The sequence below is a fragment of the Mangrovibacter phragmitis genome, from assembly GCF_040429585.1.
GTDB classification, from domain to species: Bacteria; Pseudomonadota; Gammaproteobacteria; order Enterobacterales; family Enterobacteriaceae; genus Mangrovibacter; species Mangrovibacter phragmitis.
The window spans coordinates 4,450,569-4,474,563 of the sequence record NZ_CP134782.1 but is presented as its reverse complement, the minus strand read 5'-3'; the positions used below and the strand labels follow the sequence as shown (position 1 = coordinate 4,474,563).

The 23,995-nt window shown below is 50.9% G+C and carries 19 protein-coding genes and 1 pseudogene; 8 read left to right on the top strand and 12 right to left on the bottom strand.

Features of this window, described 5'->3' with window-relative positions; translation table 11 throughout:
* Window position 1 precedes the first annotated feature (1 nt).
* The 7 genes from MPHASIOC01_RS21630 to MPHASIOC01_RS21600 all read right to left on the bottom strand — a co-directional run bounded on the left by MPHASIOC01_RS21630 (window position 2) and on the right by MPHASIOC01_RS21600 (window position 4,748).
* Window positions 2–262 (bottom strand): acyl carrier protein, encoded by a 261-nt coding sequence (locus MPHASIOC01_RS21630; RefSeq protein ID WP_064596341.1) that lies wholly within the window; start codon window positions 260–262, stop codon window positions 2–4.
* Window positions 263–275: 13 nt separating this feature from the next.
* Window positions 276–533, bottom strand: a complete 258-nt coding sequence (locus MPHASIOC01_RS21625) for a phosphopantetheine-binding protein (RefSeq protein WP_036104525.1) — start codon at window positions 531–533, stop codon at window positions 276–278.
* Window positions 514–1,317: a lysophospholipid acyltransferase family protein gene (locus tag MPHASIOC01_RS21620; RefSeq protein ID WP_353613280.1), complete on the bottom strand. Its 804-nt coding sequence runs from the start codon at window positions 1,315–1,317 to the stop codon at window positions 514–516. The genes MPHASIOC01_RS21625 and MPHASIOC01_RS21620 overlap by 20 nt, the downstream gene beginning before the upstream one ends.
* On the bottom strand, window positions 1,314–2,036 hold the full coding sequence (locus MPHASIOC01_RS21615; RefSeq protein ID WP_353613279.1) for a beta-ketoacyl synthase chain length factor: 723 nt from the start codon (window positions 2,034–2,036) through the stop codon (window positions 1,314–1,316). Before MPHASIOC01_RS21615 ends, MPHASIOC01_RS21620 begins: the two co-directional genes overlap by 4 nt.
* Window positions 2,037–2,100: 64 nt before the next feature.
* Window positions 2,101–3,159, bottom strand: a complete 1,059-nt coding sequence (locus MPHASIOC01_RS21610; protein ID WP_064596335.1) for a class I SAM-dependent methyltransferase — start codon at window positions 3,157–3,159, stop codon at window positions 2,101–2,103.
* A 68-nt stretch (window positions 3,160–3,227) separates the two neighbouring features.
* Entirely contained in the window at window positions 3,228–3,614 is a 387-nt protein-coding gene (locus MPHASIOC01_RS21605; RefSeq protein ID WP_353613278.1) for a hypothetical protein, read from the bottom strand.
* Window positions 3,615–3,968: 354 nt separating this feature from the next.
* On the bottom strand, window positions 3,969–4,748 hold the full coding sequence (locus tag MPHASIOC01_RS21600; protein WP_064596333.1) for a helix-turn-helix transcriptional regulator: 780 nt from the start codon (window positions 4,746–4,748) through the stop codon (window positions 3,969–3,971).
* Window positions 4,749–4,908: 160 nt separating this feature from the next.
* Between MPHASIOC01_RS21600 and MPHASIOC01_RS21595 the strand changes: the two genes are divergently transcribed.
* The 5 genes from MPHASIOC01_RS21595 (at window position 4,909) to MPHASIOC01_RS21575 (ending at window position 14,929) form a co-directional block, all read left to right on the top strand.
* Complete coding sequence (locus MPHASIOC01_RS21595; RefSeq protein ID WP_064596499.1) at window positions 4,909–5,676, top strand: class I SAM-dependent methyltransferase; 768 nt, start codon at window positions 4,909–4,911, stop codon at window positions 5,674–5,676.
* A gap of 321 nt (window positions 5,677–5,997) precedes the next feature.
* The gene (locus MPHASIOC01_RS21590) at window positions 5,998–7,227 is read left to right on the top strand and encodes an MdtA/MuxA family multidrug efflux RND transporter periplasmic adaptor subunit (protein ID WP_353613277.1); all 1,230 of its coding nucleotides are present in this window, start codon (window positions 5,998–6,000) and stop codon (window positions 7,225–7,227) included.
* A complete protein-coding gene (locus MPHASIOC01_RS21585) occupies window positions 7,224–10,424 on the top strand; it encodes an efflux RND transporter permease subunit (RefSeq protein ID WP_353613276.1) in 3,201 nt (1,066 codons plus the stop codon). Before MPHASIOC01_RS21590 ends, MPHASIOC01_RS21585 begins: the two co-directional genes overlap by 4 nt.
* Entirely contained in the window at window positions 10,424–13,525 is a 3,102-nt protein-coding gene (locus MPHASIOC01_RS21580; RefSeq protein ID WP_353613275.1) for a multidrug efflux RND transporter permease subunit, read from the top strand. Before MPHASIOC01_RS21585 ends, MPHASIOC01_RS21580 begins: the two co-directional genes overlap by 1 nt.
* A 3-nt stretch (window positions 13,526–13,528) precedes the next feature.
* On the top strand, window positions 13,529–14,929 hold the full coding sequence (locus MPHASIOC01_RS21575; RefSeq protein ID WP_353613274.1) for an efflux transporter outer membrane subunit: 1,401 nt from the start codon (window positions 13,529–13,531) through the stop codon (window positions 14,927–14,929).
* Between the two features lie 33 nt (window positions 14,930–14,962).
* On the opposite strand, the gene MPHASIOC01_RS21570 is transcribed toward MPHASIOC01_RS21575, so the two are convergent.
* Complete coding sequence (locus MPHASIOC01_RS21570) at window positions 14,963–15,913, bottom strand: Gfo/Idh/MocA family protein (RefSeq protein ID WP_064596323.1); 951 nt, start codon at window positions 15,911–15,913, stop codon at window positions 14,963–14,965.
* A 293-nt stretch (window positions 15,914–16,206) separates the two neighbouring features.
* On the opposite strand from MPHASIOC01_RS21570, the gene MPHASIOC01_RS21565 reads away from it, so the two are divergent.
* The 3 genes and pseudogenes from MPHASIOC01_RS21565 to MPHASIOC01_RS21555 form a co-directional block, all read left to right on the top strand.
* Entirely contained in the window at window positions 16,207–16,824 is a 618-nt protein-coding gene (locus MPHASIOC01_RS21565) for a LysE family translocator (protein ID WP_353613273.1), read from the top strand.
* A 134-nt stretch (window positions 16,825–16,958) separates the two neighbouring features.
* Window positions 16,959–17,456, top strand: coding sequence for a hypothetical protein (locus MPHASIOC01_RS21560; protein ID WP_353613272.1), 498 nt, complete (start codon window positions 16,959–16,961; stop codon window positions 17,454–17,456).
* Between the two features lie 123 nt (window positions 17,457–17,579).
* Window positions 17,580–17,861 (top strand): annotated as a pseudogene (locus MPHASIOC01_RS21555) (Bcr/CflA family drug resistance efflux transporter); the annotation flags it as partial.
* A 96-nt stretch (window positions 17,862–17,957) separates the two neighbouring features.
* Here the strand turns inward: MPHASIOC01_RS21555 and MPHASIOC01_RS21550 are convergent.
* The 4 genes from MPHASIOC01_RS21550 to MPHASIOC01_RS21535 form a co-directional block, all read right to left on the bottom strand.
* Window positions 17,958–18,899: a sensor domain-containing diguanylate cyclase gene (locus MPHASIOC01_RS21550; protein ID WP_064596496.1), complete on the bottom strand. Its 942-nt coding sequence runs from the start codon at window positions 18,897–18,899 to the stop codon at window positions 17,958–17,960.
* Window positions 18,900–18,921: 22 nt separating this feature from the next.
* Complete coding sequence (locus MPHASIOC01_RS21545; RefSeq protein ID WP_353613271.1) at window positions 18,922–19,728, bottom strand: hypothetical protein; 807 nt, start codon at window positions 19,726–19,728, stop codon at window positions 18,922–18,924.
* 333 nt (window positions 19,729–20,061) lie between these two features.
* Window positions 20,062–21,708: a class I fumarate hydratase FumA gene (gene fumA, locus MPHASIOC01_RS21540; RefSeq protein ID WP_353613270.1), complete on the bottom strand. Its 1,647-nt coding sequence runs from the start codon at window positions 21,706–21,708 to the stop codon at window positions 20,062–20,064.
* Between the two features lie 150 nt (window positions 21,709–21,858).
* A complete protein-coding gene (locus MPHASIOC01_RS21535; protein ID WP_064599050.1) occupies window positions 21,859–23,370 on the bottom strand; it encodes an anion permease in 1,512 nt (503 codons plus the stop codon).
* Window positions 23,371–23,995: the final 625 nt, after the last annotated feature.

Here is a 23,995-nt window from a genome sequence, read left to right as displayed (position 1 = left end):
ATCAATCTTCTTTCATTAATCGTTCGACGGCATCTACAACATCCTGCACCGTGCGAACAGCTTTAAATTCTTCCGGTTTGATTTTTTTGCCCGTTTTTTTCTGCACATGCACAATCATGTCGACGGCATCAATGCTGTCGAGTTCAAGGTCTTCATACAGGCGGGATTCAGGGGTGATACTGTCTGCATCTATCTCAAACAATTTGCACAGCAGTGCTGAAACTTCCTGATAGATTGCGTTCTGGTTAGTGTGTTCAGTCATAATGAATGCATTCTCAGGAGCGTTGGGAATTGATAAACGCGGCCAGGGTCGCGACGGAATAGAAGTGTTGGCGCATCTCTTCGCTTTCAGCAGACAACACGACACCGTACTGGTTTTTTACCGCCAGACCAAGCTCCAGTGCATCAATAGAGTCCAGGCCCAGACCATCGCCAAACAAGGCGGCTTCTGTATCTATATCGTCGGCTGTGAGTTCATCTAAATTCAGTGTATTAATAATGAGATTTTTAATCTCAAGGTAAAGCGCTTGCATCATTCATCCCCAAAAATGGATCATTAACTATTTGTAATTGGTGTAAAAGGTGCTTATTAAGTTGCCTTACTGCTCGTGTTGGTACTTGAGAGCCGGCATGAGTAAAGGGTTTTACCGCAATACGTTCTTTTACCAATACCGTAAATTCGGGCCTGGTGGGCGGAACGTTATACCAGTGGCTCTGCTTATCGAGCAGGTGTTCGCTACAATGGATTGTCACGACACGTAAATCACACTGGCAACGTACAGCTATATTTGCGGCACCCCGTTGTAACACCATGTCCTGCCCTTGCCGTGAGCGGGTTCCTTCAGGAAAAATCAACAACGTTTCTCCCCGGGCCAGCCGCTTCTGGCTTTCAGACAGCAGTGTGTCGGCTTCGCTATTAATCAGGTAATCGGCCGCCCGAATGACTCCACTGACAAAGGGATTTTTCAATAGCCTGCTTTTAACCAGGCAGTCTGTCTCCGGCATTACCGACGCCAGCAAAACATAATCTATCAGCGTTGGATGGTTTGCTACCACCAGACAACCGCGTTCCTGCTTTAATATATCGGCACCTTCAATGCGATAATTTAGCGTTCCTGTGTATCTTGCTATCCATAAAAAACAACGAAAACTGGCAGAAATACTGCGCCTTGCCAGGCAGCGTCGTTTATTTTTATTACGCACGACGACCAGCAACAAGTTGAACCAGACTAAAGACAATACCAGACCACCCAGGCCAAACAGCGCAAAACACAACCCGGTAGTCATCAGCCGCCAGGCCTGGTTAAGCCGTTTCATGAACGGCTCCAGTGCCAGGTTAAACGCTCACCGGGTATGCTGAATTCGGGTTCGCCACAGAGGTAATGTTGCAGAAATTGCAAACTTTGCGGTAACGCGGCTTCTGCGCCATCAGCATCGCTGGTTGTTTCGCAGGACAGTTCTTGCCCGGGGGCAATGACCAGTGCGGTAGCAAATGCCCAGCATGGCATCGCGGCAGGCATACCTGAATGGTAAAATTTTGGTAAAGCACCGTCAAAATCGACAATTAATACGCGTTGGTAACCGGCCTGAAGCAGGCAGATAACTTCGCATAAGCCTTGCTGGAAGGTATCCATACCGGCAGATAATGAAGATGTGACAGCAGGCTGCCGGGCGGCAATAGTCAGATTACCAACCGCAGAATTATGCACAGACATAGCAAAATCAGTTGGCGAGACCGGTTGGCCTTCTGCCAGCGCATTCAGAATACGGTAATTGCGCTCCAGTTCGCCGTGTCGGCTGGTGTAAAGCACTGCGTCAATGCTGTGCTTACGCAACATGTTAAGTCCACATTCAACCGCCAGTTTGCTGCCTGAATTCAGGCGCCTGGCAGTCATCATGGGTAATGCTGTGAGTTTTGCCTGGGGGGCGTTGGGGTCTATACCACAAGGATGCTGTGCCCAGTGCAACCACTCTGTTGCCTCGCTAAGTCCAGGAGCCCGTGCCTGCCAGTCAATAATATCAAGTGCAAATTTCATCAACGCGTTTCTGCGATAAAACTGTTATTTAGTAGGTCAGACCATTCTCAAAGCCTGCCGCGTATTAAAAAGGCTCGCATATCAACAAGGTATGCCCGATACCCAGATTGTCATGGCGTTGTTTTACCTGGAATCCAGCTAACTCAAGGTAGTGATTAAATTTTTCCAAACTGTAAAAGCGGCTGTTACCATTTGCCATACAGGTAAAGTATAACGAAGTGGCATTCAGGCTGAAGGCTGCTGCCTCAAACTTTTGTACGTCCCAAAACAGTTCCATTATATACAATTGCGCACCCGACTTCATTATTCGTGCTATTTTGCTTAAAATAGCGACAATTTGTTCAGGTGAAAAACAATCCAGAAATTGGCTCATCCACCATATATCTGCGCCATCAGGCAAGGGTTGATTGCTGAGCATATCAATTTCGTGGCAATGAATCCGATGGAAAAATCCCACTTTTTCGATGTTCTTGCGTGCCAGCGCAATTTGTTGTGGCAGATCCAAAATAGTGACGGCGATATTTTCATCGTATTCACAGCAACGTATCGCCAGTTTTCCGGTATTTCCGCCGATATCAAATAAGGTGCGTGGTTTTGCGGCAAAAATGAGCGGCAGAATGGTATTGAATGCGATATCTGAATAGTAATGGTCAAACGCAAACCAACTCTCCCGGGCGGGTGAGGGGAGTTGAGATAAGACAGGGTAAATAGTCGGTTCATCACTGAACACTTTCAGGCCTGCAGGTTGTGCTTCTTCCAGAGCCTGGGACAAATAGTACATGCCCTGGTAACAGACATCCTGAGTGAAATCCATGTTGACGCGGGTCATCGGGTCATGCAGCAGAAAATGCCCAACTTTAGATAAATAATAGCAGGATGTTTTGCGGGTGATGATCCGGCCACTCAAACCACAATCCAGCAAAACACTGGCCGCATATTCGCTGAGCGGGCTCTTTGCGACAATTTCTTCCAGTGTCGCCCCTGTTGACCCTTGTTTATCCAGAAAGGCAAGGATCCCCGAATTACGTAAGCATAATGCGGTTTGAAATAACATGGGGGCGAAAGCTATCCGTTGTGCTTCGGTAATGGCATCCAGCGCGCTGAGTGTATCCTGCTCGTACATCAAGAATAACCTTGTCCAGTATCAAAGTAGACAACCGGGCAGTGCGCCCGGTTAGCATCTGTTAGTGCTTACAGCGTACCGCTGGCCAGGTTTAACTGTATCGCCCTGTCCAGGTTACTGATCCAGCGGTTATAGGTTTTATGAATTTTTCCGCCGGATGCGCGCAGGTTAATGCTGCTGACGTAGTTAATGGCATAACTGTTTGCAGAATAGGTGATGCGAACTTCAGCAACATGCCCATGAGATTGCTGGCGGGCAGAAATAACACCAGGTGAAGTCTCATTCATCGTCCACTTACGCTCAACGCCAGCTTTTAAGATAGCGCTTTTCACTTGCTCAGCCGAATGGCCAGCGCTGATTGTGGCATTGACATTGTCAATTGGCGCAGTACGTGCGCATCCTGCCAGCGCACCAATAACTGCAAAAGCAGTTAACCATTTAACGATTTTTTTCATGCGAACCCCATTGATAGAATCAAAAAATAATATGGTGATGATATGGCCTGATTAGTGAAGTAACCGGCACTAATAATCCTGGGCAATCATATCGGCAGGCAGGGTAATTTTGTGAGTACTATATTTAGTAGGTGACTGGCGCGAGTATCTGTGCTGAAAGGTAAAATGAAGTTTTTCCATTATACTATTAGTTCAAAAAGTGTATTGATATAAAATAACAAACTGAAAGAACGGATTATTTTTATTAAATATTTGCAGTTGTAATTATTGATTTTAGCGGCAAGATAGCCGGGGAAATAGCGTTATTAGCATGAGCGAAGATGCTTTCCCCCGACGGGTGAAAATAAATATCGCTTACTCCGGCATCAGCATGATCATTTTTACTGAGCGGTTGCTGGTTAATTGCCAGGATACCTGGCGGAACTGCTGCAATTTCCCTTGTGCATTACAGAATGTGCGCTCCCCACCTTCGCGAACCACAACCTGCTGGCGCGACCAGTATTCACGGAAGGTTTCGCTGTCATTATTCATCCGGGTAACAAAGGCATTCAGCCCCTGGTCATGCTGGTAATGCATGGTATCTGCTCTTAATTCAGCCACGATTCTGCTGGCCCGGTTTTCCCAGTCGCAAACCAGTGTTTGGGACAACGGGTGCTGAAACATAAACGTCATCATGTTGGGCCGCTGCTCTGTATCCAGCCAGCCGGTAAACAGCGCCTGTGCCGCACTGTTCCATGCCAGCATGTTCCAGGTGATATCCAGTAAATAGCAAGGCGAGGCCACCTGACGTACGGATGCCAGCACTTCCTCTTCCACTACCTGAATCTGCTCCTCCTGTGGGTCGCTTTTCAGTGCCAGGTGAAATAAATACTGGCGCTGGGAAGGCTTCATTTTCAGCACCCCGGCAATATTAGCCAGAGTTTGCGCAGACACCACAATATCGCGTCCCTGTTCAATCCATGTATACCAGGTGGTACTGATGCCACTTAATTGCGCCACTTCCTCCCGGCGCAACCCTTTGGTGCGCCGCCGTCCCATGGCTGGCAAGCCAATATCTGCCGGGGCGGTGTTTTCCCTTACTGAACGCAGAAATGCCCCCAGCGCTTTTGGCCCTGAAAATAACGTGTTTTGCATAAGGTAGTACCTGTTAATACCAGTATAAATGGCAATATTGTACCAATATAAACACTTCTCTATAGTGAGCTCAACCCCGGGGATAATGCGTTTTGCACGCGCGGTTTTCTGGGAAACTGGAGTAATGACCTGTACACATACAATCAAAAAGGCAATAGCGATGGCGATAAAACATCATGTATTAACCGGGCAACAATTTGGCTCCCAGGCTCAGGCATATTTAACCAGCCAGGTACATTCTGCCGGTGCGGATTTGGTGCGTCTGGGGGAGTGGCTGGCAGAAAAACCTCAGGCCAGTGTGCTGGATTTAGGTTGCGGCGCAGGCCACGCCAGTTTTGTTGCAGCAGAAAAGGTGGCGCAGGTTACCGCTTATGATTTATCAGAACAAATGTTGGCCGTGGTAAGCGCAGCAGCCTGTGACCGTGGTTTCAGTAATATTCAGGTAAGCCAGGGGATGGCGGAAGTGCTGCCGTTTAGTGACAGTTGTTTTGATGTGGTCATCAGCCGTTATTCCGCCCATCACTGGCACGATGTTGGCAAAGCAATGCGCGAAGTAAAACGGGTACTGAAGCCAGGTGGCACGTTCATTATGATGGATATCGTCTCACCGGGCTCACCGTTACTGGATACCTGGTTACAGACCATAGAAATTCTGCGCGACCCGTCTCATGTGCGCAATTACAGCCAGAGTGAATGGATGCAGTTTGCCAGTGAAAGTGGGCTGATGACCAGACATTTGGTGTGTGACCGCCTGCCGCTGGAGTTTGCCACCTGGATTGCGCGCATGAAAACGCCACCCGTGTTATCTGACGCCATTCGGGCAATGCAGGGCACGGCTCCGGAAGAAGTCCGCCAGCATTTTGCATTTCAGGATGACGGTTCTTTTACCTCAGACACCATTATGTTCATGGCGCAGGCCAGTGCCTGACAGTTATCTCTGTGAGTTACTTTTTGTTGTTTTTAGAATTATTTTGAAATATCCAGGAGCTAATTAACTTCAAAGTTTCCTGTAACAGTAGCCCCCTGATTTACACTGGCTCACACCCGTTGCGGTCTGGCTTAAGTGGTGTGTAATTTAAGGGGGATATTGTTTTGTACCTGATGCTCTTCAGATTTTCCTTTGTGAAATTCCCACTTAAACCAGGACAAATCTGGTCAATATTAATTGAGCAGTGAATAAAGTTAGAGTGATAAAGTTTTTCGCTGTTTTTCCAACACATATTCCTTTTTCATTCACCTGAAGAGTCCAATGACAACGAATACTTCCCGGTCTGCGAGCGCGCGCTGGCTGAAATGGCTGATTATTTTGATTGTGGTGTTAATCGTTGCTGGCGTTGTCTGGCGGTTACTCCCTGGCGGCAAAGGTGTTGGGAGATCGGGTGGGGCAGGTCATCCTGGTGGGCCAGGCCGCCCGGGAATGAGGATGATGGGCGGTGGCACCACGCTGGTTCATGGTGGTGTGGCAACCAGCGCCACTGTACCGGTTTACCTGAATGCTCTGGGAACCGTGATTCCTAATGCTTCGGTTACTGTTACCAGCCGGGTAGACGGGCAACTGGAAAAAGTCTATTTCACTGAAGGCCAGAAAGTGGCTGCCGGCCAGTTGCTGGCGCAGATAGACCCGCGGCCATACCAGGCAACACTGAACCAGTACCAGGGGGAACTCAGCGAAAATAAAGCGTTATTAAACAGCGCAAAACTGACTCTGGCCCGCTACCGCAAACTCTATGCACAGGATTCACTGGCTCGCCAGGACCTCGACAGCCAGATAGCCACAGTTGGGCAATACCGGGGGGCGGTTGCGTCTGATGAAGCCCAGATAGCAAGCGCCAGACTGGACCTGGAATATGCGCGCATTACTGCACCTGTCAGTGGCCGCGTGGGGTTGCGCCTGGTAGACCCGGGTAACATGGTGGAAAGCAGTAGTAGCACAGGCCTGGTCACCATTACTCAAATGCAGCCTGCCGCGGTGACATTCAGTGTGCCGCAAAGCAATATCCCGGTGCTGGTAAAAGCATTGCATAACGGCCAAAGTTTGCCGGCAACGGCTTTTGACCAGGACAACACCACGGCACTGGGAACCGGTGAGGTTAAATTTATCAGCAACCAGATTGATACCAGTACCGGAACCGTTGAACTGAAAGCGATTTTCCCTAATCAGGATGAAAGTTTATATGCCAATCAGTTTGTGAACCTGCGCCTGCAAACCAGTGTGCTTAAAGATGCCACGGTGATCCCACGCCAGGCGTTGCAGTTGAGTAATGAAGGCTATTTTGTCTTTGTTATCAACAAAGATAATACCGTTACACGTAAAGCGGTCACCGCCGGGCCACAAGTGAATGATGACCAGCAGGCAATACTGAAAGGTATCTCGCCTGGTGACCGGGTTGTTACCGAAGGGATTGACCGTCTGTCTAACGGCAGCAAAGTCTCCGTGGTGGGTGAAACACAAACTAAAACCGCGCCTGAGGCCAAATGAATCCGTCACGCCTGTTTATACTGCGGCCGGTCGCTACCGTGTTAATTATGGTAGGGGTGTTAATTGCCGGGATCTTTGCCTACCGCTTTTTATCCACCTCCGCGTTACCGCAGGTGGATTACCCCACGATTCAGGTCACCACACTTTATCCGGGCGCCAGCCCGGATGTGATGGCTTCATCGGTGACCTCCCCACTGGAGCGCCAGTTGGGCCAAATGTCGGGCCTGAGCCAAATGACGTCCACCAGTTCCGGTGGCTCGTCAATAATCACGCTCAAATTTGAACTGGAATTGTCGCTGGATGTTGCGGAGCAGGAAGTTCAGGCCGCCATCAACGCGGCGAATAACCTGTTACCGAGTGATTTACCTAACCCTCCAACCTATAAAAAAGTTAACCCGGCAGACAGTGCGGTAATCACCCTGGCCGCCAGCTCAGATTCATTGCCGCTGACCACCGTACAGGACCTGGTGAATACGCGTGTGGCACTCAAGTTGTCACAAATCTCCGGGGTAGGGATGGTGACACTGGCTGGCGGGCATCAGCCTGCCATTCGGGTACAGATGGACCCCAAAGCGCTTGCCGCCCACGGGCTGACTCTGGAAGATGTCAACACACTGATTAGCAACAGTAATGTAAACGGTTCTAAAGGTGGGTTTGACGGCAAATACCACTCAGTAACCATTGACGCCAACGACCAACTGCGCACGGCGGCGGAATATGGCAACCTGATCCTCACATATCAAAACGGTGCGGCGTTGCGCCTGAAAGATATCGCGCATATTGAAGAAGGGCCGGAGAATACCTTTCAGTCCGCATGGGCAAACAACAACCCGGCGATTGTCATCAGTGTGCAACGCCAGCCGGGCGCCAACGTTATTCAGGTCGTGGATAGCATCAAGGCACAGTTACCCAAATTGCAGGCCGCGTTGCCCAATGGCGTGAAAATGACCGTGCTGTCTGACCGCACCCAGACAATCCGCGCATCTATTCACGATGTGCAGTTTGAACTGATGCTGTCGATAGCGCTGGTGGTCATGGTGACCTTCCTGTTTCTGCGCAATGTTGCTGCCACGCTTATCCCCAGCGTGGCGGTGCCGTTATCGCTGGTGGGCACCTTCGGGGTGATGTACCTCGCGGATTTCAGCCTGAACAACCTGTCGCTGATGGCGCTGACTATCGCCACCGGGTTTGTTATTGACGACGCCATTGTGGTGGTGGAAAACATTTCCCGGCGCCTTGAAGAGGGGGAAACCCCAATGCAGGCGGCACTGAAAGGTTCGCAGCAAATCGGCTTTACCATCATCTCACTGACTTTCTCCCTGATTGCCGTACTGATCCCACTGTTGTTTATGGGCGATGTGGTTGGCCGGTTATTCCGGGAGTTTGCCATTACGCTGGCGGTTTCTATTCTGGTTTCCATGCTGGTGTCACTGACGCTGACACCAATGTTATGCGCTTACTTACTGCGCCATATTCCCCCACAACAGCAGTCGCGCTTTTCCCGCAAAGGTGGTGAAGTTTTTGACAGCCTGATTCGGGGCTATGACCGGTTACTTACCCTGGTGCTCAACCACCAAAAACTGACTTTACTGGTTGCACTCGGAACCTTTGTACTGACGGCGGTGTTGTATATCGCCATTCCTAAAGGGTTCTTTCCCACCCAGGATACCGGCCTGATCCAGGGCGTGACAGTCGCTTCTCAGGATGTGTCATTCAATGAAATGGCAAAACGCCAGCAGGCACTGGCGAAAATCATTTTGCAAAATCCTTCTGTGGAAAGTTTATCGTCCACTATTGGGATTGATGGCAGTAATACCAGCCTGAACAGCGGGCGTATTCAAATTAACCTGAAATCCTTTGATGAGCGGGATGACAAAGCAGATGTGGTGATTAGCCAGTTGCAACAGGCCGCGAAGCAAGTGGCCGGGATCCAGCTCTACCTGCAACCGGCTCAGGACTTGACAGTCAACGACCAGGTGACACCCAGCCAGTATCAGTTCACGCTGGATGATGCCAACAGTGAAGACCTGGCGGACTGGACACCCAAACTGGTGGCGGCATTACAAAAACGCCCGGAATTTAATGGTGTAGTCAGTAATTTGCAGGACCAGGGGCGTGTTGCCTGGGTTGAACTAAACCGCGACAAAGCAGCCCGTTACGGTATTACCGCCTCCGATGTGGATACCGCGCTCTACAATGCGTTCGGTCAGCGCCTGGTCTCTACCATTTTTACCCAGGCGAACCAGTATCGCGTGGTGCTGGAAGTGGCGCCGAAATACCAGCAATCGCCCGCATCCTTTGATGATATCTGGTTGCAGCCGTCCACAACCACCTCCGACACCACTTCTGGCAGCAGTTCTAGTAGCGACAGCTCAACGAGCAGCTCGTCCTCCGGCAGTGATTCAGGCAGTGACAGCAGCACAATGGGCATGGTGAAACTGACGTCCATTGCTACCATTCATGAACGCACTGGTTCACTGATGCACATGCGCCTCAACCAGTTCCCGGCGGTGATGGTTTCGTTTAACCTGAATAAAGGCTACTCGCTGGATGATGCGCAGCAGGCTATCAGTGATGTCAGCCAGCAACTCCGGATGCCAGGTGGAATCACATTACGTTACCAGGGAGAAACGGCGGCATTCCAGAGTGCCACCAGCAATACATTGTGGTTGATCCTCGCCGCGTTACTGACCATGTATGTGGTGCTGGGCATCCTGTATGAAAGCTTTATTCACCCGGTCACTATTCTTTCCACGCTGCCGTCTGCCGCCGTGGGTGCATTACTGACCCTGATCCTGGCAGGATCTGAGTTCAGCCTGATAGCGCTGATTGGGGTTATTCTGCTGATAGGCATTGTGAAAAAGAATGCGATCATGATGATCGACTTCGCGCTGGAAGCTGAACACCACCAGCACCTGAGCCCCCGGGATGCTATCCATCAGGCGTGCCTGCTACGTTTTCGCCCTATTATGATGACCACCATGGCAGCGTTACTGGGCGCACTGCCACTGATGCTGGCATCTGGCTCGGGGGCCGAACTGCGTCGGCCGCTGGGGCTGGTGATTGTTGGCGGCTTGATTGTCAGCCAGGTACTAACGCTGTTTTCCACGCCAGTGATATACCTGTGGTTTGATGGTCTTGCCCGGCGTGGCTCTGCCTGGGTTAAACGCCGCCAGCAACAGACCCGGGGCGAATAATGAACCTGACACGGCTCTTTATCTTCCGCCCGGTGGCAACGTTGTTGCTTACCCTGGCTATTCTCCTGCTGGGCGGGCTTGGCTACCGTTTGTTGCCAGTGGCTCCGTTGCCTCAGGTGGATTTCCCCACCATCATGGTTAGTGCCAGCCTGGCGGGCGCCAGCCCTGAAACCATGGCGGCAACGGTTGCCACACCACTGGAGCGTGCTCTGGGGCAAATTGCCGGTATCACAGAGATGACTTCCAGCAGTTCCCAGGGGTCAACCAATATTGTTTTGCAGTTCGAACTGAACCGCGATATCAATGGCGCGGCGCGTGATGTCCAGGCTGCAATTAACGCTTCGCGCAGTTTACTGCCCAGCAGCATGGAATCGTTGCCGACTTACCGCAAAGCCAACCCTTCTGATGCTCCTATTGTGATGTTGGCATTAACCTCCAGTAACCGCAGCCCGGGTGAGCTCTACGACCTGGCCGAAAGTAAAATTGAGCAGGCGATGGGGCAGGTTCAGGGCGTGGGCCAGGTTTCCCTGATGGGCAGTGCGTTACCGGCTGTACGTATTGACCTGCAACCCCAGCAACTGACTCATTACGGCATTTCGCTTGATACCGTGCGCAAGGCTGTGGCAAACAGCACCACCAACCAGCCAAAAGGTATGTTAGAAGGCAAAACCCAGTCCTGGGTGGTGGACAGCAATGGTCAGTTAGATAAAGCCGCGCAGTACCGCAACCTGGTTATCTATTATCAGAATGGCAGGGCAATCCGGCTGAGCGATGTTGCCCGTGTTTATGACTCGGTGGAAGACAAATACCAGGCGGGCTTCCTGAATGCCACGCCATCGGTGATGGTAGGCATAACCCGCCAGGCCGGGGCTAATATGCTGGAAACGATTGATGCCATTAAAGCGAAGCTACCCGCCCTGCGTAAAGACCTGCCAGCAGATACCCAGTTAAAGTTGGTGGTGGACCGCTCCCCAACCGTGCGGGCATCGCTGTATGACACTGAAGAAACCCTGCTGATAGCTGTGTTGCTGGTGATTGCGGTGGTGTTTGTGTTCTTGCGTAATATTCAGGCAGTTATCATTCCCGCACTGGCTCTGCCGGTCTCCCTGATAGGCACCTGTGCTGTGATGTATATGCTGGGTTACAGCCTGGATAACCTCTCGCTGATGGCGTTAATTATTTCCACCGGGTTTGTTGTCGATGATGCCATTGTAGTTCTGGAGAACATTGCCCGGCATATTGAATCCGGCCTGAGCCCGGTGCGTGCGGCGTTACGTGGCGCAAAAGAAGTCAGCTTTACTGTGTTGTCTATGACGGTTTCTCTGGTGGCAGTATTTATTCCTATTTTGTTGATGGGCAGTATCGTGGGCCGCCTGTTCCGGGAATTCGCGGTTACTCTGACGGTCTCATTGCTGATTTCGATGTTTGTTTCCCTTAGCCTGACGCCCATGCTGTGCTCACGCCTGCTGAAAGCCAAACCTGCTGTCACAAAGCGCCCGCACCCGGTTTACCAGTTTATTGAAAACCAGCTTAACAGTCTGCTTGCTGCCTATTCGCGCGGGCTGGGTTGGGTGATGAAACACCAGAAGTTCACCATGCTGAGTTTACTTCTGACGGTGCTTCTGAACCTGTTTCTCTATTCAGTAGTGCAAAAAGGGTTCTTCCCCAACCAGGATACTGGCCTGTTGATGGGCGCACTGCGGGCAGACCAGAACATCTCCTTCCAGGCAATGAAGCCGAAAATGCTGATGTTCACCAAAATCATTAAATCAGACCCGGCAGTAGAAAGTGTGATGTCATCTATGGGTGGCGGAAGGTTTGGTTCGCGTAACTCCGCTAACTTCTTTGTGCGCCTGAAAGATTTTGATAAACGCTCTGCCACGGCAACAGAAGTGGCAAACCGGCTGAGTGCTAAAACTCGTCATATCCCCGGTGCACAGCTGTTTTTAATGGCCGCGCAGGATTTGCATATTGGCGGGCGGAGTGCCAATGCCACATACCAGTACAGCTTACAGGCCGATGACCTGGATCTGTTACGCACCTGGACGCCCAAAGTGCAGGCAGCACTGGCAGCGATTCCACAACTGAATAGTGTTGATTCAGACTCACAAACCGGTGGGCAGGAAGTGGTGATTCAGATAGACCGTGATCAGGCCACCCGGCTGGGTGTCAATGTCAGGATGCTGGATACCATGCTCAATAATGCCTTCAGCCAGCGCGAGATAGCCACGCTTTATCATACCCTGAATCAGTACCATGTCGTGATGACACTGGCAGATGACTACACCCGCGACCCGGAGATCCTCAACGAACTGTACGTCGTGAATGACGATGGCGACCGCGTGCCGTTATCTGCTTTTGCAAAATTTGTCGGTGGAAATGCGCCGCTTTCTGTTGCTCACCAGGGCCAGTCTGCCACCAGTACTATCGCGTTTAACCTTAACGATGGTGTGTCGCTGGAGCAGGCACAGGTGCTGATTAAACAGGCACTGGCGAAAATTGGTTTACCGTCATCCATTCAGGCCGGGTTCCAGGGAACGGCAAAAGCCTTTGGTGAACTGACTGCCACCATGCCGTGGTTAATTGTTGCCGCTCTGGCGGCGGTCTACATTGTGCTGGGCGTATTGTATGAAAGCTATATTCATCCGTTGACGATTCTGTCCACGCTGCCTTCCGCCGGGGTAGGGGCTTTGTTGCTGCTTCTGCTGACCAATACCCAGCTCACCGTGATTGCGCTGATTGGGATAATTTTGCTGATAGGCATTGTGAAGAAAAACGCCATTATGATGATTGATTTTGCGCTGGATGCTGAACGTCGCCAGGGCCTGAAACCCCAGCAGGCGATAACCCAGGCGTGCCTGATGCGTTTTCGCCCCATTATGATGACCACGCTGGCTGCATTTTTCGGCGCGTTACCCCTGGCGCTCGGCAGTGGCGGCGATGCCGATTTACGCAGCCCGCTGGGGCTGGCAATTGCCGGTGGGCTTGCACTCAGCCAGCTATTAACCCTGTTTACCACTCCGGTGGTTTATCTTTGGCTGGACAGCCTCAGCCGTGCCACAAAACGCAGATGGCACCGTTTACGCCATGTGGAACCTTAATTGATGAAAAGAACGTTGCGAATCACTGCTCTGGCGTTATCGCTGGTGTTAAGCGGCTGTGCTGTGGGCCCGGATTATCACCGCCCGGCAATCAACATGCCGCTGCATTATAAAGAAGCGCAGGGGTGGCAACAGGCCGCGCCGCAGGATGATAAAAACAAAGGTGCCTGGTGGTCGGTATACCATGACCCGGTACTGGACGGGCTGCTGACTCAGGTGGTTATCTCCAACCAGAATATTGCCAAATATGCAGCGCAGTACCGTGAAGCGCTGGCGCTGGCGGCACAGTCGCGCGCCGGGCTATTGCCTTCGGTAAGCTATGATGCCAGCTCAACCCGTAGCGGCAGCCGTTCCAGTACTACCGGGCAACGCACCACCAGCAACAGCCATCAGGCGGAGCTGAGCGCCAGTTGGGAACTGGATATATGGGGCAAACTGCGCCGCACGCTGGAAGAGAACAAAGCAAGTGCCCAGGCCAGCGCAGCCGAACTGGCGAACATGACACTCAGTGCCCAGTCTGAACTGGCGCAGGATTATTTTCAGTTGCGGGTAATGGATGAAAAAATCGCTTTGTACCAACAGAGTGTGGCGGCTTACCAGCGCTATCTTACTGTGATCGAAAACAAATATGGTGCCGGGACGGAATCACGCGCCACTCTGGCGCAGGCACAAATGCAATTAGAAAGTGCCCGGGCTTCCGCGCTGGATTACCAGTGGCAGCGTGCTCAGCTTGAGCACGCTATTGCATTATTAATGGGCAAAGCGCCAGCGGAGTTCAGCCTGCCGGTGGCAAAACTGGCTGCCACTTTGCCCGCTCTGCCTCAGGCTGTACCGGCTCAATTGCTGCAACGCCGCCCGGATATCGCTTATGCAGAGCGGGAAGTGGCAGCCGCCAATGCTGCAGTGGGCGTGGCGATTGCGGGCTATTTCCCGGACCTGACGCTGAGTGCCAGCGGCGGAACGTCGTCGTCGGTATTCCACAACCTGTTTGCTTTACCTTACCGGGTCTGGTCCCTTGGGCCAGAGTTAAGCGGCACGTTGCTGGATTTTGGCGCGACATCGGCACAAGTAGACCAGGCCAGAGCCGCGTATGACGCCAGCGTGGCAAACTACCGCCAGGCCGTGCTGGAAGGCATGCAGGAAGTTGAGGATGACCTGGTTGAACTGAATACATTGCAGCAGGAAGTGGTGGTGCAGCAGCGAGCCACCGCCGCCGCGAAAGAATCAGCCCGGGTGACACGCAACCAGTATGAAGCCGGCATGATTGACTACCTGGATGTCGCCACCACAGAGAACAGCAGCCTGTCAGAACAACAAAGCCTGCTGTCTTTGCAAAGCACCCAGTGGGTTGCCAGCGTGGCGCTGATAGCTGCTTTGGGTGGCGGCTGGCAGGCTACTCAATAAACCTTCACTTTTACCTGACGCAGTTATTTTCTCTTATGACTCGGGCATTTTCGCCCGGATCATATCCAGCACCTGCAGGTTACGGATACTCTCTTCCAGTGACAGGCAGTGCGCAGGTTGCTTCAGGACTGCGGCGGAAAACTGGCTGACTTCCGCCAGATAACGGTCCGACTCCTCAACGGGGATTGCGCGGCTGCCTTCATCAGTGTGCAGCCAAATATCCCCGGCATTGTCCTGGAAGGTGTCGTCAATGCGCAGTAAACCTTTAGTGCCAATAATTTCGGCAAAATTGCTGCCAAAACTGTTAAACCCGCAGTGAATATTGGCTATCAGCCCGTCGTCATACTGCAAAATCGCCGATAGCTGCGTGTCCACACCGTTATCCATCTCGCATAACACTTCACAACGAACCGGTACCCGTTGAGTGACCATGCCGACAAAATTCACCGGGTAACAACCCACATCGTACAGGGCTCCGCCACCTAAAGCAGGCTGCATTTTTATGGTACCTGGCCGGTTTAACAGGAAACGGAAAGTGGCATTGATATGGCGAATATCGCCGAGCACACCGCTTGCCAGCACGGATTTTACCGCCTGCATCCGGTGTGTGTAGCGGTACATAAAGGCTTCCATCAGGATGCGGCCATGTTGTTGCGCGGCCTTATGCATCGCGTTGCCTTCTTCGGCGGTCAGGCCTAACGGTTTTTCACATAAAACATGCTTCCCGGCTTCCAGTGCGCGTATCACCCAGGTTTTATGCAGTGAATTGGGCAGGGGAATGTAGACGGCATCAATCGCTTCATCTGCCAGCAGGCTGGCGTAATCCGGGTAGCTTTTATCCCATTCGCCAGTGGGGAGTTGCGCACTGTTACGCGAAGCTACGCCATATAAATGTGCATTAGTGGCCCGGCTGATAGCCGGGATAAGTGAATTTCTTGCAATACGGGCGTAACCCAGAATGCCCCAGTTAACCAGACCAGACATGCAAAGACTCCTGTGTCAGTAGAAGGTGACAAAATTTACTGCCAGTGTAGCGGCCAGAACAGGAAAGCTATGTGACAGCTTAAGCAAAATTAACAAAAGCTGTCATACAAGTTTGTGGCGCAGGTTAAGAAGAGGCGTCCGGGGTCTTCATCCTGGTTGAATACATTTGTCCCAAATTTGGATCAGTGATTTGCAGTTATTCCATGCCCATGGAAGGGCGTGAGATTTTTTTGTATAAAAAGCTTGTCTGTACGGGGGGATTTATGTAATTTCCACTCTTTCGGAGCTCGAAAATGACGGTCACTGATTCCCTTCTTGCCTACTCCCTTGCAGCCTCACTTTTGACAATCACGCCTGGTCTTGATACCGCACTGATTTTACGCACGGCAACCGTTGAAGGTAGCCGGAAAGCGTTTATGGCTGCGCTGGGGATTAATACCGGGTGCTTTATTTGGGGCGCGATGGTCGCATTTGGCCTGGCGGCACTACTGGCTGTTTCTGAACTGGCTTACATGCTGTTGAAATGGGCTGGTGCGGTGTATTTGTGCTGGCTTGCTTTTCATATGTTACGTACCCCTGTAACGCCTCAATTAAACGAAGGCGAGGGAACTGCCCGGCACAGTAACTGGTTTATCCGTGGGGTGCTGGGCAACGTGTTGAATCCTAAAGTTGGTGTGTTTTATGTCTCTTTTTTGCCGCAATTTATCCCGATGGGGCACAATCCGGTAGAGTGGACTTTCTTGCTGGTATCCATTCATGTGGTGTTGGGGACACTCTGGTCACTCACGCTTATTAATGCATCACGCCGTGTGGCCCATATTCTGAAAAAGCCTGCTGTGGCTCGCTGGCTTAACCGTATTACCGGTGGTTTGTTTTTGCTGTTTGCTGCGCGTCTCGCTGCATCTTCCTGAAACTGTTTCATTCTTGCGTGATTTTTCTGCGATGAGAATTGCAGAGTTATTCGAAGCACTATTTTCCCTTGTCAAAAAACAGGGGATAATTCGTGTTAACAGGAAGAGTGTGTTCAGGTAAGGAAACATAACGTATGAGTAGTATGCCCAAAATCACCAGTGTGCGTGTTTGTCGCCTCAAAAATCGCTACCCACATCAGGGCTCACGGGATTATTTTTTGCAGAATCTCGGCCTGCGGGTGGGGAAGCTCGAAGTCGATGTCGCCGATATCCGGGTAAACCTTGCCGCATTAACCACACGCTCTGAACAGTTTGCTACTAAATCTGATATTACCGAGTTGCGTGGTGAGTTACGTGCTGAAATGGGTGAGTTGCGTGAGGAGTTGCGCGGTGAAATGAGTGAGCTGCGTGAGGAGTTGCGCGGTGAAATGAGTGAGCTGCGTGAGGAATTGCGCGGTGAAATGGGGGAATTACGTGGCGAAATGGCCGCCATGCGCGGTGAAATAAACGGTTTTCGTGGTGAGTTTTCGGGTATGTTACATAAGGCGATACACAAACAAACGGTGCTGGTCCTGACTATTGTTCCTGCTTCCCTGGCCGCTATCGCCGGGGTATCTGCATGGTTCACTTAACTGGTGTAGCACACCGTTCCTTTCTGTTGTGTTTCTTTCCTGTCTCCTGGGCCAGGGCGGGAACGCCTTCCCCCGCAAAAACACCTGTCGCCCTTATTGCCATTCTCGGTGCATTAATTGGCCGGGATTGCCAGTATTGTGATTACTGTTTTTTATCTTCTTTTCTATGAACGGGATAATCGCGGCAATATCCACATCGGCTGCGCTGGATGAAGTGCTACATATCGCTGGTGCTGACTCTGCTTTGACAGGGGCGTTGCAATATGGCAATGGTATTATTCCATCACTGTTACTGGCTTTCTTCCACGACGGTACACCTGGACAATGGCCTGGATTATTGCCTTGTTCACACTTGCCAGTTTTCTGGTGGTATTACCTGCAAAGGCAAAACGTACGGTTGCCTGAGTGGCAATTACGCACAGAGCATTGCTGGTCAGAAAGAAGGTGAGCAGGTTGCTCGCCGTTAATGCCAAAAGGCCACGTAGGTGTGGCCTTCATGAGTTACTGCGCTTGTTTTTCAACACAGTTACGGCCATTTTGTTTGGCCCGGTAAAGTAACTGGTCCACCTTGCGAATAAATTCGGTCGGTTTTAATGATTCATCTGGCATGGCAGTGAGGCAACCTATGCTGGTGGTGACAAGCCCCTGGTGTGGTGAACCTTTATGCTCAATGGCTTGTTTGGCGATAAGTCGTTGGCAACGCTCTGCAATATTGCCTGCCATAACAGCATCAGCATTGGGCAGGATAATGATAAACTCTTCGCCACCATAGCGGGCAACCAGGTCACGTGGGCCTTCAAGGGCCAGGCTCAGGGTTTGTGCGACACGGATCAAACACTGGTCTCCCTGAATGTGGCCGTACATGTCATTAAACTGTTTGAAGAAATCGATATCCAGCATCAACAGTGACAAAGGGGTTTTTCCCCGTCGGGCGCTTTCCAGCTCCACGGCGAGCGTGGCGTCAAAGCGGCGGCGGTTAGCAATACCTGTAAGCCCGTCTTTGTAAGATAAAGCTTCGAGCTCTTTTTGCAGCGCAATGAGTTTTTCCTCTGTTTTCTTCCGTTCACTGATATCAAACATAAAACCAATCAGGCTGTCTGGTTCTCCATTTTCCTTGCGCACCACATGCACGACATCGCGGATCCACACATATCCATTATCTTTTGTCAGTGCCCGGTAATCGGCTTCATGATCTACGCCAGCCTGAGACTGGGCAATGCAGAAGTTGACCACACGCTCCCGGTCTTCAGGATGAATACGCATTGCCCAGTCTTCAGCAGAAACCCAACTGGCCTGTTCCCAGCCTAAAAGTGGTTCGATTTGTGGGCCTATATAGGCGAATGACATGGTTGACCAGTCTATTTTCCACGGAATAGCCAGGGTCGATTCCAGTAACGTTTTATACACTGCGTTATCGCTGGTGAGTTCACTGATGTCTGCCATAAAACTCTCTCCAAAAAATAAATTAACCAGGCATGACCGGGCGACTGTGTACTGTTGCCAGAGCATTCCAGTACCAGTAGAAGTACCCGTTGTTTTGTTGTAATAGCGTGTGTGTTGTTATGCTGTTTTGGCGAATATTACCCCAGCATGCCAGTGCCGAATTACGGTTATTATGCAAATCAAGGCAAACCTGGTTGGGCAGTGCTGGCTTGGGCGGAATATACAATGCATCGCCCTGTTTTACCCACAGGTCTGCGACACGAATAATAGCCTGTTCAGGCCAGTAACGGCCTACCGAAACCACCAGAGGTTGTAGCGGGTCTGTGGAAGCGAATACATGGGGAAAATCGTGGTGTTCAAGATCAGTGCAGGAAACAGTCAGTAGCGTATTGCCCGTGCCCTGGTAGGGAGACCAGTGGCCGGCAAATACACCATAATCATATTCTACATATTGTAGTGGGTTTACCGGGCTGGAAACCTGAATCGCCTGCCCGGGTTGAATCAGCGTCGCTCCAAATGCCGCCGCAATAGCCGGGGTGGCCCAGAAAGGCTCAAAAACCACTTCTGTCGCGCTGAATCCCAGCTGTGTTTCTGTACCCCAGGGTGGGTTCGGTATCACTTTCACAATATCCGCGACAACATAAGGTGTGCCCATGGCAATTGCCGGGTTGGTGGGTACAGCTTCCACACGCACTATTTCGGGTGCGGGTTCGGCAACCCAGACTGGCCCATTGGACGTGTTACAAAACCAGGGTGTCAGAGCGAGATTGATGTCCTCTTCATTTTTTTCCTGAATAAATAAGGGTGCGGCGAAGTGTGCGTCAGACATGGTTTTCATTATCCATTATTGCTGATGTACCAGGTGAATTGATGGGCAGACAAATAGTGTTCCAGTTTATTGTTAGTTTTGTCGGGTGGAACAAGGGAAATTATGCCGTGGCGGAAATGGCTGAGCTATAAGCAGGATGGGTGAATAGTGTTAAATATTGATAACAATAAAGGTGACAATATGGCTGTTTATCTGGCTGATACCATGCGGTGAAAGAACTTTCTTGCAGGCCGGTTTTGCCGGGCTGTTTTTCCAAAAAATATGGCTCACTGTAGCGAGCCATAAATGTGACGCAGTATATGTGGCAGAGCTGTGAACGGCTTGCTCTGTTAGTTATTTCATTCCACAGTTATCGCATTTGTTGGTGATTTGCTGAAAGAAATCGTTACCTTTGTCGTCCACCAGGATAAACGCCGGGAAATCTTTCACCTCGATTTTCCAGATAGCTTCCATACCCAGTTCCGGGTAAGCCACACACTCCAGGCTCTTGATACTCTGTTGCGCCAGCACCGCCGCCGGGCCACCAATGCTGCCCAGGTAGAAGCCACCGTGTTTCTTACAGGCATCCGTCACCTGCTGGCTGCGGTTGCCTTTCGCCAGCATAATCATGCTGCCACCGTGGGACTGCAGTAAATCCACATAGGAGTCCATGCGCCCGGCTGTGGTTGGGCCCAGAGAGCCGGAGGCATACCCTTCCGGTGTTTTGGCCGGGCCGGCGTAATAAATCGGGTGGTCCTTAATGTACTGTGGCAGTTCTTCACCGCTGTCCAGCAACTCTTTCAGTCTGGCATGGGCAATGTCGCGCCCGACAATAATGGTGCCGTTCAGGGAAAGCCGGGTGGACACCGGGAACTGCGACAGCTGTTGCAGGATTTCGCTCATCGGGCGGTTCAGGTCCACTTTCACCACTTCGCCTTCATTTTCGCCGCGCAGCGCTGCCGGAATGTACTGACCGGGGTTATCTTCCAGCTTCTCAATCCAGATGCCTTCGCGGTTGATTTTCGCTTTCACATTACGGTCTGCGGAGCAGGACACGCCCATACCAACCGGGCAGGATGCCCCGTGGCGCGGCAGGCGGATAACCCGGATATCATGGGCAAAGTATTTCCCGCCGAACTGTGCGCCAAGACCCAGGTTCTGCGCTTCGGTCATCAGCGCCTGTTCCAGTTGTACATCGCGGAATGCCTGGCCGTGCTCGTTGCCTTCTGTTGGCAGGCCGTCGTAATAACGGGTGGACGCCAGTTTCACGGTTTTCAGGGTGCTTTCAGCCGACGTACCACCAATCACAAAAGCGATATGGTATGGCGGGCAGGCCGCCGTACCCAGAGTCCGCATTTTCTCCACCAGGTAGTTCTTCAGTCTGGCAGGCGTGATAAGCGCCTTGGTTTCCTGGTACAGATAGGTTTTGTTGGCTGAACCGCCGCCTTTGGCGATACACAGGAATTTGTATTCGTCGCCATCCACGCTGTAGAGGTCAATCTGGGCCGGCAGGTTGGTGCCGGTGTTGACTTCTTTGTACATATCCAGCGGAGCGTTCTGGGAATAACGCAGGTTCTCTTCGGTATAGGTGTTGTACACCCCCTGCGCCAGGGCCGCTTCATCGCCGCCGCCGGTCCAGACGCGCTGGCCTTTTTTCCCCATAATGATGGCGGTACCGGTATCCTGGCAGGTGGGCAGCACGCCACGGGCGGCAATTTCCGAGTTACGCAGGAACTGCAGCGCCACATATTTGTCGTTTTCACTGGCCTGTGGGTCGCTGAGAATGGCCGCCACCTGTTTCTGGTGCGACGGGCGCAACAGGAACGCGGCATCGCGGAATGCATGCTGAGCCAGCAGAGTCAGGGCTTTGGGGTCCACTTTCAGGACGCTTTCGCCGTCAAATTCACTGACAGAGACATAGTCTTTGGTTAACAGATAGTATTCGGTATCGTCTTTTGCTACAGGAAAAGGATTCTGGTAGTAGAAGGGTTTGGTTGACATTTTGTTCCTCACTTCATCCATTATTGTCGCCATTCTTCCAGTGACACAGCTGTTGGCGACGGTCGTTATTGATGCCTTCGCCAGCGATATAGCATGGCAAAGGCTGAGGTGCAGACAGTGTAAAACCGGGGCGTAGCGCCCCGGTAATCATCAGAACATCATGGACATCCATGGATAGCCAATCACAATCAGTGCTACCAGGAACAGGACACCGAAGATGGTTCCCAGACGCCAGTAGTCTTTGGTCGGTAAGTAACCACTACCATAGTATATCGGGCTGGGGCCAGTACCATATGGCGTGATGATACCCATCACACCTAACGAAGTGACCAGCAACAGGCAGAAGACTTGCATGTTCATACCCGGAATAGTGGAACCGATAGTCAGTACAGCTGGCAGCAATGCGGTGGTGTGTGCCGTCGTGCTGGCAAACAGATAGTGCAGCAGGTAAAACGCCAGCAGCAGTACAATTGTTGCAGTGCCCGGAGAAATACCACTCATCAGTGCGCCACCTTCTTTACCCAGCCAGCTAATAAAGCCGGTTGAAGAAAGGCCACCTGCCAGCGCAACCAGCGTTGCGAACCACACAAATGTGTTCCAGGCTGCTTTGTTGCCCGTAATATCGCTCCACTCCAGTACACCAGTCCACAGCATCAGTGTGATAACCAGTAATGCAGCCATTGCCGGTTCAATCCAACTGGCAGCGAAAATCCACATCATCAGTGCACAGCACACGAACACCAGCAACAGAATTTCGTTACGAGACAGACGCCCCAGTTTAGCCAGTTCTTCACTCGCCCAGCGCGGTACTTCATCGTTGATTTTGACTTCAGGCGGATACAGCCAGTAAGCCAACAGCGGCATAATGAGAATCAGCAGTACACCCAGAGGCAGGAAAGCCATGAACCAGTTGCCCCAGGAGATAGCAATACCGACGGTGCTTTTCACCAGGGCCAGTGCCAGCAGGTTTGGTGCCAGTGCGGACAGGAACATGGAGCTGGTTATACAGGTGGCGGTAATGGCTACCCACATCAGGTAGGAACCAATTCTGCGAGCACTCGGATCATTAGGTTTTGAACCGTAAAGTGGAGGCAGGTTGGCAATGATGGGGTAAATCGTGCCACCACTACGTGCTGTATTTGAGGGGGTGAACGGAGCCAGTAACAGATCTGCCAGAGTAATGGCGTAACCCAGTGTCAGACTGCGGCGGCCAAGATATTTCACCAGAATCAGCGCCAGGCGGCGACCAAACTGGGTTTTATCATAGCCTGCGGCAAACATGAATGCACCGAAGATAAGCCAGACGGTGGAGTTACCGAAACCACTCACCGCCCATTTAAACGACGCAGCAGCCATTTTGAACTTCGGTGCAGCCATCTCGTCAGGGCTGAACAGCAACCACTGACTAAACAGCGCGATGACAACGACACCTGTCAGGCCAATCACGGCACCGGGTAACGGCTCAAAAATCAGCCCGACAATAACACCAACAAAAATGGCAAAGAAGTGCCATGCATAGGGTTGTAAGCCTTGAGGAGTAGGGACCAGCAGTAGTAATACTGCTACCAGAACTGGCAGGAGCATAAACAGCAGGCGGTTTTTTTTACCCCCCGGTGCTTTGCTTGCCGGTTTTGTAACCGATGTTTTCGTAGTTTCTTTCATGATGATTTGTCTATAAGTAGTTAAGAATCTTGTGATGCACAGATAAGACAGCTCTGATTTTTTTAGTTACTTAAGTTTTTTTAGTTATTTAATAGTGACATTTTAATCGACCTCTCTTTGGTATTTTCTACGGATCGGTAGTAAATCTCCTGGCCCGACTAAATGCTTATATAATGCTTTTTTTATATTTTCTACTTTTGATCAGGATCAATAAATTACGGCGATATTTTCATTTTTGAATAATAAATTCTAATGTAAATAAAAATCACGAGAATAGCCTTTAATTTTGCATGTGAATTGCGATTTTTTTTAACCTCGATTGAGATAATCTCTTTGTTTGTATTTTACTCTCATTTTTTTACGTTAAGTTTCTACTGGTAGGAGTTGTTACATCCCTTTACTGGTGCGGGTTTTGTGGTCTTTCATTGTGTTTATTAACACTTTTGATTATAGGTAAATAAAAGGTTAAATAAAATTGTGTTTATGTAAATTATGAATTTAAAATTGCTTTTTAATTAGTGAAATTCTCCTTAATTTTCTCGGTAAATAGTTATTTAACTAATGTTATTACTTTTGGAACTAAAAAAGGATTTATATTAAAGGTATGCAATCGGTAACGAATAAA

Coding starts and splice junctions, on each gene's coding strand:
- MPHASIOC01_RS21630 (WP_064596341.1), bottom strand. CDS start 262: ATGACTGAACACACTAACCAGAACGCAATCTATCAGGAAGTTTCAGCA.
- MPHASIOC01_RS21585 (WP_353613276.1), top strand. CDS start 7,224: ATGAATCCGTCACGCCTGTTTATACTGCGGCCGGTCGCTACCGTGTTA.
- MPHASIOC01_RS21620 (WP_353613280.1), bottom strand. CDS start 1,317: ATGAAACGGCTTAACCAGGCCTGGCGGCTGATGACTACCGGGTTGTGT.
- MPHASIOC01_RS21575 (WP_353613274.1), top strand. CDS start 13,529: ATGAAAAGAACGTTGCGAATCACTGCTCTGGCGTTATCGCTGGTGTTA.
- MPHASIOC01_RS21605 (WP_353613278.1), bottom strand. CDS start 3,614: ATGAAAAAAATCGTTAAATGGTTAACTGCTTTTGCAGTTATTGGTGCG.
- MPHASIOC01_RS21550 (WP_064596496.1), bottom strand. CDS start 18,899: ATGGCAGACATCAGTGAACTCACCAGCGATAACGCAGTGTATAAAACG.
- MPHASIOC01_RS21535 (WP_064599050.1), bottom strand. CDS start 23,370: ATGAAAGAAACTACGAAAACATCGGTTACAAAACCGGCAAGCAAAGCA.
- MPHASIOC01_RS21580 (WP_353613275.1), top strand. CDS start 10,424: ATGAACCTGACACGGCTCTTTATCTTCCGCCCGGTGGCAACGTTGTTG.
- MPHASIOC01_RS21615 (WP_353613279.1), bottom strand. CDS start 2,036: ATGAAATTTGCACTTGATATTATTGACTGGCAGGCACGGGCTCCTGGA.
- fumA (WP_353613270.1), bottom strand. CDS start 21,708: ATGTCAACCAAACCCTTCTACTACCAGAATCCTTTTCCTGTAGCAAAA.
- MPHASIOC01_RS21545 (WP_353613271.1), bottom strand. CDS start 19,728: ATGTCTGACGCACACTTCGCCGCACCCTTATTTATTCAGGAAAAAAAT.
- MPHASIOC01_RS21570 (WP_064596323.1), bottom strand. CDS start 15,913: ATGTCTGGTCTGGTTAACTGGGGCATTCTGGGTTACGCCCGTATTGCA.
- MPHASIOC01_RS21565 (WP_353613273.1), top strand. CDS start 16,207: ATGACGGTCACTGATTCCCTTCTTGCCTACTCCCTTGCAGCCTCACTT.
- MPHASIOC01_RS21560 (WP_353613272.1), top strand. CDS start 16,959: ATGAGTAGTATGCCCAAAATCACCAGTGTGCGTGTTTGTCGCCTCAAA.
- MPHASIOC01_RS21625 (WP_036104525.1), bottom strand. CDS start 533: ATGCAAGCGCTTTACCTTGAGATTAAAAATCTCATTATTAATACACTG.
- MPHASIOC01_RS21610 (WP_064596335.1), bottom strand. CDS start 3,159: ATGTACGAGCAGGATACACTCAGCGCGCTGGATGCCATTACCGAAGCA.
- MPHASIOC01_RS21595 (WP_064596499.1), top strand. CDS start 4,909: ATGGCGATAAAACATCATGTATTAACCGGGCAACAATTTGGCTCCCAG.
- MPHASIOC01_RS21600 (WP_064596333.1), bottom strand. CDS start 4,748: ATGCAAAACACGTTATTTTCAGGGCCAAAAGCGCTGGGGGCATTTCTG.
- MPHASIOC01_RS21590 (WP_353613277.1), top strand. CDS start 5,998: ATGACAACGAATACTTCCCGGTCTGCGAGCGCGCGCTGGCTGAAATGG.